10 protein-coding genes and 2 pseudogenes are annotated in these 12,644 nt (G+C 70.6%); 6 read left to right on the top strand and 6 right to left on the bottom strand.

Going from position 1 to position 12,644, the window contains the following annotated elements; all coding sequences use genetic code 11:
• Positions 1-263: 263 nt before the first annotated feature.
• The gene (locus ABZ449_RS40545; protein WP_360356767.1) at positions 264-818 is read right to left on the bottom strand and encodes a DNA starvation/stationary phase protection protein; all 555 of its coding nucleotides are present in this window, start codon (positions 816-818) and stop codon (positions 264-266) included.
• Between the two features lie 103 nt (positions 819-921).
• On the opposite strand from ABZ449_RS40545, the pseudogene ABZ449_RS40550 reads away from it, so the two are divergent.
• Positions 922-1,104, top strand: a pseudogene (locus tag ABZ449_RS40550) (NADPH:quinone oxidoreductase family protein); the annotation flags it as partial.
• Between the two features lie 86 nt (positions 1,105-1,190).
• Here the strand turns inward: ABZ449_RS40550 and ABZ449_RS40555 are convergent.
• Complete coding sequence (locus tag ABZ449_RS40555) at positions 1,191-1,445, bottom strand: hypothetical protein (RefSeq protein WP_360356790.1); 255 nt, start codon at positions 1,443-1,445, stop codon at positions 1,191-1,193.
• A gap of 187 nt (positions 1,446-1,632) precedes the next feature.
• Complete coding sequence (locus ABZ449_RS40560; RefSeq protein WP_360356770.1) at positions 1,633-2,238, bottom strand: 2'-5' RNA ligase family protein; 606 nt, start codon at positions 2,236-2,238, stop codon at positions 1,633-1,635.
• 124 nt (positions 2,239-2,362) lie between these two features.
• On the opposite strand from ABZ449_RS40560, the pseudogene ABZ449_RS40565 reads away from it, so the two are divergent.
• The 3 genes and pseudogenes from ABZ449_RS40565 to ABZ449_RS40575 form a co-directional block, all read left to right on the top strand.
• Positions 2,363-2,547 (top strand): annotated as a pseudogene (locus ABZ449_RS40565) (aldo/keto reductase); the annotation flags it as partial.
• A 141-nt stretch (positions 2,548-2,688) separates the two neighbouring features.
• Positions 2,689-2,958, top strand: coding sequence for a LapA family protein (locus tag ABZ449_RS40570; protein ID WP_360356786.1), 270 nt, complete (start codon positions 2,689-2,691; stop codon positions 2,956-2,958).
• Between the two features lie 209 nt (positions 2,959-3,167).
• On the top strand, positions 3,168-4,052 hold the full coding sequence (locus tag ABZ449_RS40575) for a hypothetical protein (protein ID WP_360356773.1): 885 nt from the start codon (positions 3,168-3,170) through the stop codon (positions 4,050-4,052).
• Positions 4,053-4,417: 365 nt separating this feature from the next.
• Here the strand turns inward: ABZ449_RS40575 and ABZ449_RS40580 are convergent, their stop codons facing one another.
• On the bottom strand, positions 4,418-5,536 hold the full coding sequence (locus ABZ449_RS40580) for an acyl-CoA desaturase (protein ID WP_360356776.1): 1,119 nt from the start codon (positions 5,534-5,536) through the stop codon (positions 4,418-4,420).
• A gap of 7 nt (positions 5,537-5,543) precedes the next feature.
• Positions 5,544-6,560, bottom strand: a complete 1,017-nt coding sequence (locus ABZ449_RS40585; protein WP_360356788.1) for a ferredoxin reductase — start codon at positions 6,558-6,560, stop codon at positions 5,544-5,546.
• Between the two features lie 145 nt (positions 6,561-6,705).
• On the opposite strand from ABZ449_RS40585, the gene ABZ449_RS40590 reads away from it, so the two are divergent.
• Complete coding sequence (locus ABZ449_RS40590; protein WP_360356778.1) at positions 6,706-7,845, top strand: helix-turn-helix domain-containing protein; 1,140 nt, start codon at positions 6,706-6,708, stop codon at positions 7,843-7,845.
• Positions 7,846-8,022: 177 nt separating this feature from the next.
• Here the strand turns inward: ABZ449_RS40590 and ABZ449_RS40595 are convergent, their stop codons facing one another.
• Positions 8,023-8,940 carry a saccharopine dehydrogenase NADP-binding domain-containing protein gene (locus ABZ449_RS40595; protein WP_360356781.1) on the bottom strand — a complete coding sequence of 306 codons (918 nt, stop codon included), beginning with the start codon at positions 8,938-8,940 and terminating at the stop codon, positions 8,023-8,025.
• Here ABZ449_RS40595 and ABZ449_RS40600 point away from each other — a divergent pair.
• Positions 8,921-12,644 (top strand): RHS repeat-associated core domain-containing protein (locus ABZ449_RS40600; protein ID WP_360356784.1); only part of this gene is annotated, 3,724 nt, incomplete at its 3' end. The genes ABZ449_RS40595 and ABZ449_RS40600 overlap by 20 nt on opposite strands.

A 12,644-nucleotide genomic window follows, 5' to 3' on the forward strand; every position in this document is an offset into this window, starting at 1 on the left:
CGGGGGGGGGGGGGGTGGCCGGCCCCCCCCCCCCCCCCTCCACCCCCGCTTATCCGGCCCCCCCCCCCCGGACGCCACGCAACGGGCTCGGGCCCTGGAAGGGAAACCTTCCAGGGCCCGAGCCCGTTGGCATGAATGGCGCGAAGTACCGGTAGCAGGAGGATTGTTGACGTCGACAGCGCCGACGAAGCGCCGGGCCCGCCGACGAACGGGCCCAGCACCAAGCGGAACCGGGCCTGCCGACGAACAGGCCCGGCCCGCGGTCACTCCCCGGTCTCGGGGGCGACGACCAGGTACTCGGCGAGGAACCAGACCTGGGTCTCGCCGGTGCGGATGCTCTGGGAGACCAGGAGGTCCTGGGTGCCGTCGTCACCGAGCTCCGCCGTGCGGGCGGCGGCGTCACGCACATCGGCGAGGATGGTCTTGTGCGCGTCGAGGAGGCGCGAGAGCATCGACCGCACGCCCTCGATGCCGTCCGGCGGACGCGGAACGCCCGTGATCTGCGCGGCGTGACGGAGATCGCCCACCGCGACGCCGCCGAGGCTCTGCACCCGCTCGGCAAGCGCGTCGACCAGCTCCAGCTGCTCCTCGGCGTGCTTGTCGAAGAGCAGGTGCAGCTGGTACGAGATCGGCCCGCGCATGCCCCACTGGTACTTCTTGTACAGCAGGTACAGGAACTGGGTGTCCGCGAGAGCCCGGTCGAGCCGCCGGCACGAGTACTGCCGGACTTCGGGGGAGAGCGCGATCGGCAGCTGCATGACGGTGCCGAACTCCTGGAGCACAGGACCGTGAAGGTGGGGGCGCAGCCGGCTCGTCATCGTGCTCCTGGGGTTCTCGAAGTCGGAGGTGGCGTCAGGCCGAGGACGGGATCGGGATCGGGATCGGGATCGGAGCGGCGGGGCGCTCATCGCCGACCACGACGCCGTCGCCCTCACCCTCCAGGGCAACACCGCCTGGCACCTGCTCTTCACCGACCTGAGGGTCACCGCAAACGACACCGTGCTCGTCCCGGCCGCGGCCGGCGGAGTCGGCTCGCTCGCCGTCCAGCTCGCGAAGCACCCGGGTGCGAAGGTCATCGCCATGGCCTCCAGCGAGGAGAAGCGCCGGTCACCTGGTCTCCTGGGGCTGCTGCGGGTTCGATGCGGCGCGGAAGCGCCGGTTGGTCGAGGCGTTGGCGGGCGGCCTGCGATTCAGGCGCTGAGCGCGTCACCCGGTCCGTCGAGGAGCGCCTCACGGTGTTGCCTGGCGAGCTGGAGCAACGCCGCTCCAGCCGGCTGCATCGGTTCCCGCCCAGTCAGACGCTCGACCTGCTCCGCCGTGAACGGAATCCCCACGGCCTGCCCAGTGCCGTCCTCGACCTGCACCCGATGCCCTTTCGTCGTTGGTGGAGACGATCCGCTCGAAGGTCGCGTCGAAATGTCGGTGACGAGCGTGAGCGGGTCCATGCCGAGCCCAACCAGTACACCCGCAGCGTTCCGGCGGCTCGGGCCGCGCTCAGGGCCTGGTTGAACGGCCAGGCGTCGTAGTCAATGGGGGTGGTGTCGCTGCCGTACGGCTCGCTACTGCCGAGCAGTCCTCGCTCAGCTCGCCGGACACCCGCACCCGTGGCTGTCCTCGCGGGCGCCTGGACCGTCACACGGGCCCGAGGTCCGGCAGATCCGGCAGCGGCCGGACCTCGCCCGTGCCCAGCTCGACTGTGAACCGGGCCCGCATCGGGCCGTCGCCCCGGCGGGAGAGGAGGGTGAGTTCGGTGACCCGTGCAGAGGTGGTGCCCAGGCGGGCGGCCAGCTGGGGCGCGAGCCGGCGCGGGTCCCGGGTCCGCCCCAAGGACAGGTGGGGCGTGAAGTCGTCCGCCCGACCCCGGCACCGGGGGAAGCGTTCCACCAGCGAGCCATGCAGCGCCCGCCACGGGCCGGGGCCGCCGCCCGCCGGGTCGAGCCAGACCGTGGCGTCGTGGCGGTGGGAGAAGTGGCGCACCCCGTGCAGACGGGCCCTGAACGGGGCGTGCTCGGCCACGGCGGCGCCCAGCAGCGGGAGCGCGGGCCCGAAGTCCGACTCCGGGACGAAGCCGAACAGCACGTTGACGTGCGGCGGCCATCGGCGGATCTGCGGATCGTGCTCCGCCCTGATCCGCTGGACGGCCCGCCACAGTTCCGCCGGCGGCAACCAGGCAAGCGCCGTCCGGGGTGTCGGTCCGACGTCCAGGACTCCAGGAACGTCGATCGGAGGTCTGTCCACCCCTCCATGGTGACCACCGACACCGGGACGGGCGGCTCGGGGCACCCCCGTGGTCGCCGACGGACCGGCGGCGTGCACCTCGACGTGCCGGTCCGCCACCGGACGGCAGCGGCGCCGTAAGGTCCAGTCCCTGGTCGGCGAGGCCGTCCGGGGGAACCGCGACGAGTACGTGATCGCCACGAAGTTCAACTACCGGATGGACGGCCCCGTACCGGGCGACATGTCGACCGTGGGCCGCCGGACGGCTCCGCCGAGCACGTCTACAGTTCCGTCCACGGTTCACTCGCGCGGCTCGGCACCGACCGCATCGTGGGGGTCGCCGCCCGCGCCCCGGTCACGGACCGCGGCCGCGCCGAGGACGACGGCCCCCGACCAGGGGCGGTCCCGTGCCCGGCTCCCCCACCGGCACCTTCCGGGGACGAATCGCGCAAATCGCCCGATACTGAAACCATGCCGCAGAACACCAGCACGCACCACGAGCCGTCGCGTCTCACTGTCAAGGGCCGCGAGGTACGGCTGCGCACCATCGCCATGGCCGTCATCGCGGTCCTGGCCGTCTGGTTCATCGCGGTCAACACGGCCTCGGTGACCATCACCCTGTGGATCTCCGACGTCACCATGCCGCTCTGGGTCGTCCTGACCGTCACGATCTTCGTCGGCATGCTGATCGGTGTCTTCCTGACCCGCCGCCGGGCCGCCCGCAAGTCGGCCCGACAGTGATCGCGGAGCCCGGACGGCGAAGCCCGGAGCCCGCCCGGCAGCCCGAGCGCGGACTGCCCCGTTCCGTCGCCGTGCCGCCCTGACGGCCGGCGACGGAGTGCACCACGACGGAGCGGCTACGCGACGGAGTGCACCGCGACCGAGCGCTTCCCGACGAAGTGCTTCCCGCTTCTCCGACAGCGGGCTGAGGTGGATGGCGGGAGAGTTGCATGAGCGTTGCCAGGGTCGCGGTCGTGACCAGCGGGGCTGGCGTCGAGCATGACGTGGATCTACCGCTGATCGTGGACGCGCTGCGCGCCGACGGGTTGTCGGCGGAACCGGTGGTGTGGAACACGGCCTCGGTGACCTGGGAGCGGTTCGACCTGGCGGTCATCCGGTCCGCCTGGGATTACGTGGAACGGCTCGACGAGTTCCTGACCTGGGCCGACGCCACTGCGGGTGTCACCCGGCTGTGGAACCCCGCGTCCGTCGTCCGCTGGAACAGCGACAAGCACTACCTGGGGGAGCTCGCCCGGCGCGGGGTCTCCGTCGTGCCGACGCGGTTCCTCGAACCCGGGAGAGGGATCACCCCGGCCGACTTCGACGGGGCGGACGGTGTGGTGGTCAAACCGGCGGTCTCCGCGGGTGCCCTGGACACCGCGCGCTACGAGCCCGGACGGCATGCGAATGCCGCCCGTCACGCCCGGATGCTGCTGGACCGGGGCCGCAGCGTGATGGTCCAGCCGTACCTGCCCCGGGTCGACGAGGGAGAGCGCGCTCTGGTCTTCGTCGGCGGCGCCTTCAGCCATGCGATCCGCAAGGACCCCCTGCTGACGGAACCGGGGGTGATCGACAACAACCTGGTGCCGCATCTCGGCGTTGCGCCGTACCGGCCGACCGAGCCGGAGATCGGTACCGCGGTGGCGGCTCTGGCAACGGTGCCGTCGCCGGTTGCACCGCTGTTCGCCCGGGTGGATCTGGTGCTGGGCAACGCAGGGGAACCGGTGGTCCTGGAACTGGAGCTCATCGAACCGAACCTGTTCCTTCAGACTGATCCGGAAGGGCTGGGGCGTTTCGTCGAAGCCGTGGCAGCGCGAGCCGGAGCAGCGCACTGATCCTGTGCTTGGCACAGACGTGCGAGGAGAAGGCCTGCACGTCAAGCGGCGGGCGGCCCCCGACCGACACCGCATATGGTGAAGCACTGGTCAGTCGGACAGTCCGGACACTCCACCATCGTCGGCCGGCCATGGCCGGGAACACCGGCTCGCGTGCCGTCGCCGAGAGACTCGGCTTCACCGCCGAAGGGACACTGCGCGATCGTGACATCGCCGACGATGGCAAGCCGCACGACTGGTGGGTGGGCGGACTGTTGAGGCCCTGCTGCTCGGGCGGGTGCTTCACCGGCCGCGTTCGCTCTTCTGCGGGGAAGTTCCCGGCTCGGACGGTTCCCGGCTCGAAAGGTCTGAACCGATACCGGGAATCAGGCGGCGACGAGCTCATGCTCGCGGTCCGGCATCTTGACCTCGGGCTTCCTGTTCGGCAGCGAGAGCCGGAAGACCTTGTGCCACGCGGAGAACACCTGCTTGGGCAGCGGCCCGGTGACGTACTCCAGCTCGTACTTCTCGAACAGCGCGCGCACCTTCACCGCGACCTCGGCGTACCGGTTGCTCGGCAGGTCCGGGAACAGGTGGTGCTCGATCTGGTGCGACAGGTTGCCGGTCATGAAGTGCATGGCCTTGCTGCCGCTGATGTTCGCCGAACCCATCATCTGGCGCAGGTACCACTGGCCGCGCGTCTCGCCCTTGATCGACTGGCGCTCGAAGACCTGGACGCCCTCGGGGAAGTGCCCGCACATGATCACCGAGTGGGTCCAGAGGTTGCGGACCAGATTCGCGGTGAAGGTGGCGGCGAGCGTGGTGAGGAACGACGGGCCCGAGAGCAGCGGGTGGATCACGTAGTCCTTGAGCGCCTGCTTGCGGATCTTGCGGCCCACGGCCTTGGCCCGCGCGCGGAACTCCGGGTCCTTGCGGCGGCGCTTGTGCAGGTTCTTGCCGAGCTCCAGGTCGTACGCCGCGATGCCGTACTCGAAGAAGCAGGCGTTGAGGAAGTTCCACAGCGGCTGGCCGAGGTGGAAGGGGTGCCACTTCTGGTCCTCGTCGACGCGCATGATGCCGTAGCCGAGGTCGTTGTCCTTGCCGATCACGTTGGTGTACGTGTGGTGCAGCTCGTTGTGCGAGTGCTTCCACTGCTCGGACGGCGAGACGTGGTCCCACTCCCAGGTGGTGGAGTGGATCTTCGGGTCCCGCATCCAGTCCCACTGGCCGTGCAGGACGTTGTGGCCGATCTCCATGTTGTCCATGATCTTCGCCACGGACAGGCCGGCGGTGCCGAGCAGCCACGCGGGCGGGAAGATCGAGAACAGCAGCACGCCCCTGCTGGCCAGCTCGAGCTTGCGCTGCGCCGAGATGACCTTGCGGATGTAGGCGGCGTCCTTCTCACCGCGGCTGGCGATCACCTCGTCGCGGATCGCGTCCAGTTCGCGGCCAAGCTCCTCGATCTGCTCCGCGGTCAGGTGGGTGGTGGGGTCGATGGCGGTCAAGGTGCGTCTACCGTTCGATGTCGCAGGGGCCCGCCGCGGCGGACACGCAGGTCTGGATGAGGACGCCCGGCTCGGCCTCGGTGATCTCGCCGGTGCGCAGGTCGCGGACGGCGCCCGCCTTGAGCGGCGTGACGCAGCCGAAGCAGATGCCCATGCGGCACCCGGAGGGCATGAGCACGCCGGCCTCCTCGCCGATGTCCAGCAACGACGTGGCGCCGTCCGCGTCGACGGCCCTGCCGGTGGCGCTGAACGTGACCTCGCCGCCCTCGTCGTCGCCGGCGACGACGAGGGCGGGGCGGAAGCGTTCGGTGTGCAGTCGCACTCGGACGCCGTACTCGGTCCAGTGCTCCTCCGCGGCGTCGAGCAGGCCCGCGGGCCCGCAGGCCCAGGTCTCGCGCTCGGCCCAGTCGGGCACGAGTTCGCCGAGACGGGCGACGTCGAGCCTGCCGTCCGTCTCGGTGTGCACCTCGGTGAGGCGCAGCTTGCCGTCCGCGACCAGGCTGTGCAGTTCGTCGCGGAAGATCACGTCTTGCGGCCGCGGCGCGCAGTGGACCATGACGACGTCGGCGAACTCGTGGTCGCGCAGCATGCCCATCACGGGCGTGATGCCGCTGCCGGCTGTCAGGTAGAGCACCTTGGCGGGCTTGGCCTGCGGCAGCACGAAGTCACCGGTCGGCTGGTCGAGCTGGACCAGCGTGCCCGGTGTCGCCCTGTGGACCAGGTGGTTGCTGACCTTGCCGTCCGGGATCGCCTTCACGGTGATCGTGATGCGGCCGTCCGGGCGGTTCGTCGGCGAGGTGAGGGAGTAGGCCCGCCACAGGCGCCTCCCGTCGACGTCGACCCCGATCCGCACGTACTGACCGGCCGTGTGGCCGCGCCAGCCCCGCCCCGGCCTGATCACGACGGTCGCGGCGTCACCCGTCTCGGGGTGCACGGCCTCGATGCGTCCCCGCAGGTCGGCGCCCGCACGCAGCGGGCTGACCAGGTCGAGGTAGTCCGACGGCAGCAGCGGCGTCGTGACCATCTCCAGCAGTTTCCATGCCCTGCCGCGGAGGGTTGCACTCGTCATGACTCCAGCTTGCTGCGCCTCGGGGCGTAAAGTCCTGACCGTAGGACGTGAATCTGGTCGGCTGAATTGTTCGTTGGGAACAAAGTGGGGAACAAAGAACGTGAGCCATGCCATCCGGAGGGCCAGCGAGCTGGTCCTGGACGAGACGACGGTCACCGCGCTTCGGGCCGCGCTGACGTCCACCGCCGACGAGGTCGTCGAGGCGATCATCGACGAGGTCCCTCCCTATGCCAACGCCCTTTCGGGCCGCATGGGCGCCACCATCCGCCGAGCCGTCCGCACCGCCCTGGGGCACTACCTGGACCTCGCGAGCGGGAACGCCACGGGTGGCGACGCCGGTGACGCGGCCTACGAGCTGGGCCGCGGCGAGGTGCGCGACGGCCGTTCGATGGACGCCCTGCTCAGCGCCTACCGCGTCGGCGCCCGCGTGGCCTGGCGGTGCCTGGCAGCGGGTGCCGTACCCGCGGGTCTGCCCGCCGCCGAGGTCGCCAAGTTCGCCGAGCTGACCTTCGCCTACATCGACGAGCTCTCCGCCGCGAGCGCCGCGGGCCATGCCGACGAGCTGGCCGCCCGGGGCAGGGCCCGGGAGCGCCACCTGGAGCACCTGGCCCGCGACCTCCTCGCCGGCGCGAGCCCGGACGTGCTGCTGGCCTCTGTCCATCGGGCCGGGTGGCAGCCTCCGGTCTCGCTGACCGCGGTCCTGTTGCCGGCCGCCCAGGCCCGGCCCGCCTACCGCGCGCTCGACCCGAGCACCCTCGTCCTCGACGATCTGCCGGACGCCACCGGTGTGCTGCTCGTCCCCGACGCCGACCGATCACATCTCCTGCGGCAGCTGACCGACCGCACCGCCGTGGTCGGCCCGGCCCGGCCATGGACCCGTGCGTCCGCCTCGTACGCACGAGCCGTACGCGCGCGTTCCCTCTCACCTGATATCCGCGACACCGAGGACCACCTGCCCGAGCTGGTGCTGAGCGCCGACGTGGACGCCTTCGCGGACCTGCGGGCCCGGGCCCTCGCACCATTGCGGACCCTGCCAGTCGCGACCGCACGGCGGCTGGAGGAGACGTTGCGGGCGTGGCTGCTGCACCAGGGCAGGCGGGAAGAGGTGGCGGCGGCGTTGTTCGTCCATCCCCAGACGGTCCGGTACCGGATGTCGCAGCTGCGGGAGCTGTTTCCGGATCTCGCATCGCCGCAGCGGGTCCTCGAACTGACGCTGGCGGTGGGTCTTCGGGCCGGCTGACGCCTCCGTCGACCGTCCACGACCGCGTCCGCGAGCGGTCCGGCAATCATGCTCTCGTTCTCGGTGCCTCGTTCTCGGTGCCTCGTTCTCGGTGCCGTCAGCCGGCTCGCGCGGTTCTCCGAGGGGCGGAGCGGCGAGAGCGAAGCCGCTTCGCTTCGGGAGCGTCCGCGCTCGGCCTCAGCCGGCCAGGTCCAGGGCCAGGTCCACGGCCAGGTGGCCGGAGAGGGCCCGCAGGAAGTCGACCGCGTCGAAGGCCTCGCCCGCGGCGGCGACCCCGACCGCCCGGGTCCGCCCGGTGAGGATGCGGTGCACCGCCTCCACCGCGAGCGGTGCCGAGATGGCGTAGATGTCCCGGCCCCGGGCCGCCGCCCGGCGCTGCCGGCCGCCGGACCGCACCACCACGTCGACCAGGAAGGTCTGGTCGGAGCGGCCCTGCTCGTCGGCCGCGACCGGCGCCGGCGTCTGCGGGGCGGCGAGGTCCCGGACCGCCTCGACGGTCATGTAGCTGTGCAGGTCGGTGACGGCCAGGTGGCTCGGCACGGTGACGATGTCCGCCATGGCGAACTCGCCGATGACCGGACGGACGCCCAGCGGCTCGGGGAAGGCCCACTCCAGGGCGGGCAGCTCGTCCTGGTGGTACGTCAGCCGGCCGCCGGTGTGGCGCAGCCTGCGGTCGCCGCGCAGCTCCCGCGAGACGGTGCCCGACAGCCGGGTGCCCGGGGTGGGGTGCCAGCTGCTCAGCCCGTAAGCGATGTGCACCTCGTCGGCTGCCGTCCAGTCGCCCATCGCGGCGGTGGCCAGCAGGTCGCCGAGGCCGCCGTAGAAGGCCATCGCGGGCACCACCACGGTGCCCGCGGCCCGGGCGCGGTCGGCGAACCGGTCGAAGGTGTCCAGGTTGGCCTCGATCTCCGCCGCCACGTCCACGTACGCGATCCCGGCGCGCAGTGCCGCCTCGATCACCGGGGCGGCGGTGCCGGCGAACGGCCCCGCGCAGTTGATCACCGCGTCGGCGCCGGCCAGCGCGCGGTCCAGCGAGTCCGCGTCCTCGACCGAGGCCGGCCGCCGGCTCACGGCGATGGCCGATGCCGCCGGCATCGGGCTCACGATGTCCTATACGGGCAGCCAGCTGACCGGCATCACCGACGGCGCCGGCCGCACGGTCAGCCTCGGCTACACCGGCGGGCTGCTGACCAGCATGACCCTGCCCGGTCAACGCACGGTCGCCTACCAGTACACGGGCAACCTGCTCACCAGTGTCCGCGACCTGCGCGGCCAGAGCACCTCTTACGGCTACGACGCGAACGGACGGCTCAGCACCGTCACCGACCCTCTCGGCCACGTCGTGACCGCCAACACCTACGACGCCTCCGGCCGGGTCGCCAGTCAGGTCGACGCCCTCAGCGGCACGACCACGTTCAGCTACGACACCGCCAACTCCACGACCTATGTGACCCACCCGGACGGCGGGATCTGGACCCACGCCTACTCCGGCGGCGTCATCAGCTGGCAGTCCGACCCCTACGGCAAGACCACCCGCTACACCTACGACAGCGCGTTCAACCGTACGGCGTTCACCGATCCGAACGGCAAAACCTCGACGTTCACGTTCGACGCCAGCGGCAACATGCTGACGAGTACGGCCCCGGTACCGGTGTCCGCCACTCAGACGTGGACCTACGACGGCAACAACAACGTCACCTCGCAGAAGGACGCCCTCGGCCGTACCACCACCTACGCCTACAACGCGCTGAACCAGCTGACCGGCACCACCGACCCCTCCGGCGGGAAGACCGGCTACACCTACACCCCCCTCGGTGCCCTCGCCACCGTGACCACCCCTCGCGGGGCCACCACCACGTACGGGTACGACGCAGCGGGCAACCGGACATCGGTCACCACCCCGCTCGGCGAGAAGACGACCTTCACCTACGACACGGCCACCCGACTCGCCAGCAAGACCGACCCGCGCGGGAACACGGCAGGAGCCAGCGCCGCCGCCTACACGACCTCCTACACGTACGACGCGGGCGGCCTGCTCGCCTCCGCCACCGACCCCCTCGGCAACACCACCGCCTACGGCTACGACGCGGCGGGCAACCTGACCAGCGTCAAGAACCCGCTCGGTGCGACCACCTCCTACGGCTACGACGCGGCGGGCAACCGCACCACGGTCAAGGACCCCGCGGGCAGCACCACTACCAGCGTCTACGACCCCGCCGGCAACCTGACCGCTGTCACGGACACGCTGGGGAACCAGACCACCTACGGCTACGACAAGAACAATCGGCACATCAAGACCGTCACCGCTCGGGGCAATACCAGCCCTGAGCACCCGTTCGAGCGCTTCTACACCTGGACCTACGGCTACGACGCCAACGGCAACCTCACCTCGACCGGCCAGCAGGCCGGCGGTGGCCTGTCGATGACGTACGACGCCGTCAACCGGCCGCTCAGCGTCACCACTCAGAACGGCCGCACCACCTCGACGACCTACGACGCCGCCGGCCAGGCCGTCACCACCACCGACCCGACCAGCGCGATCACCACGCTCGCCTACGATGCGCTCGGCCGCCCGACAAGCCGTACCGACGCGCGTGGCAAGACCACGAGCTACGGCTACGACGCCGACGGAAACCGGACCAGCCTCACCACCCCCGAGGGCAACAAGACCACCTGGACCTACGACCTCGACCAGCGGCTGACCGGCACCGTCGACCCCCGCGGGAACGCCACCGGCGCCACCGCGGCCACCTATACCACCGCATACACCTACGACCCGGCCGGGAACCCGACGTCTCTCAAGGACCCGCTCGGCAACACCACGACCACCGGCTTCGATCCGCTCAACCGCCCGATCACGGTCACTGACCCCCTCGGCCGCAAGACCATCACCGGCTACGATGCCGCGGGCCGCGTCACCACCGTCACCGATCCCAACGGAGCCGTCACCACCAACACGTGGAACACGGCCGGCGAGCGCACCAAACGAACGGACGCCAACGGGCACACCACCGGCTACGCCTACGACCAGCTCCACAGGATCACCGCCGTCACCGACCCCCTCGGTCGCACGACCCGCACCTGGTACGACGAGGAAGGCAACCGCTCCAAGACCACCGACGCCCGCGGCGTCACCAGCGAGACCAAGTACGACCCGCGCGGGTTCCCCGTGGAGACCGTCTTCTCCGACGGCACCCCGAAGCTCGAGACCGCCTACGACTTCGACAACCGACTGGTCTACGTCGCCAACGGCACCGACATCCGGAACCTTGGATACGACCCCGCCGGTCGCCTTGCATCGGTGACCAAGCCCAACGAGACCACCGGCTTCGCCTACGCCTACGACACCGTCGGCAACATCACCAGCCGCCAGTATCCCGACGGCCGCAAGACCGCCTACACCTACGACGCCGACGGCCGCAGGACCCAACAAACCATCGACGGCGCCACCACCACCTACACCTACGACCCTGCAGGGCACCTGGCCACCACCGTCCTACCCGCGAGCAACGGCCACACCGAAACCCGTTCCTACGACCCCGCAGGCCGCCTCAGCGGCATCACCAGTGCCAAGGGCACCGCCACACTCGCCTCCTGGCAGATCACCCGCGACGCCAACGGCCGACCTGCCAAGGTCGACACCACACGCGCCGGTCTGGCTCCCGGCACGCAGAACTACACCTACGACAACGCCGGCCGCCTCCTGTCCGGCTGCCCGCTGTCGACCACCACGACCGGCTGCGCCGGCGGCACCCTGACCTACTCCTACGACCAGGTCGGAAACCGCCTCACCCAGAGCGATCCCGCCGGAACCACCACCTACACCTACGACGCCGCGGACCAGCTCACCAAGACCACCGCCCCCACGGCCACCACGACCTACGGTTACGACGCCAACGGCAACAACACCACCGTCACCGCACCCGCCAACAACAAAGACCTCGCCACCGGAACAAGCCTCAACTCCGGTGCCAGCCTGACCTCCAACACGGTGCGCCTGGCCATGCAGGGCGACGGCAACCTCGTCCTGTCCTCCGTCTCCACCAACCAGACCCTCTGGTCCTCCGGCACGGCAGGACACCCCGGTGCCTCGGCGACCATGCAGGCCGACGGGAACTTCGTCGTCTACGACACCGGTCACAACGTCCTCTGGGCCAGCAACACCCCTGCCAGCCCCGGCGCCCACGCCACGGTCCAGGACGACGGTGACCTCGCCCTCTACAACAGCGCCGGCAGCCGAATCTGGACGTCCGACACCGCCAAGGCCGTCCCTGACTCCGGCAATCTCACCTACACCTACGACGCCGCCGGGCGCCTCACCACCGCCACCGGCAAGAGCACCCAGTCCTTCACCTACGACCCGTTCGGCAACCGCGCCACCTCCACAGGCACCAACACGCCCGCCCGCACGATCACCTGGGACATCAACAACCCCCTGCCGCAGATCGCCACCCAGACCGACGGCACCGGCCAACTGCTCGGCGACTACACCTACAACCCCCTCGGCCAACCCCAGAGCCAACACGCAGGCAACGGAACCTTCTACAACCACCACGACTGGCTCGGCTCCGTCACCGACCTGACCAGCACCAACGGCACACCACAAAGCCGCACCACCTACGACCCCTACGGGCGTGCCGCCACCACCCCCCTCGCAACCGACGCTCCCACCTCTCCCTTCGGCTTCACCGGTCAGTACAACGGCTCCGGCCTCGCCGGCAAGCAGTACCTCCGAGCCCGCGAGTACGACCCCTCGCTCGGCCGCTTCACCGCCCAGGACCCCCTCGCCACCCCAGCCG

It is taken from the genome of Kitasatospora sp. NPDC005856 (assembly GCF_040629945.1).
GTDB lineage: Bacteria > Actinomycetota > Actinomycetes > Streptomycetales > Streptomycetaceae > Kitasatospora.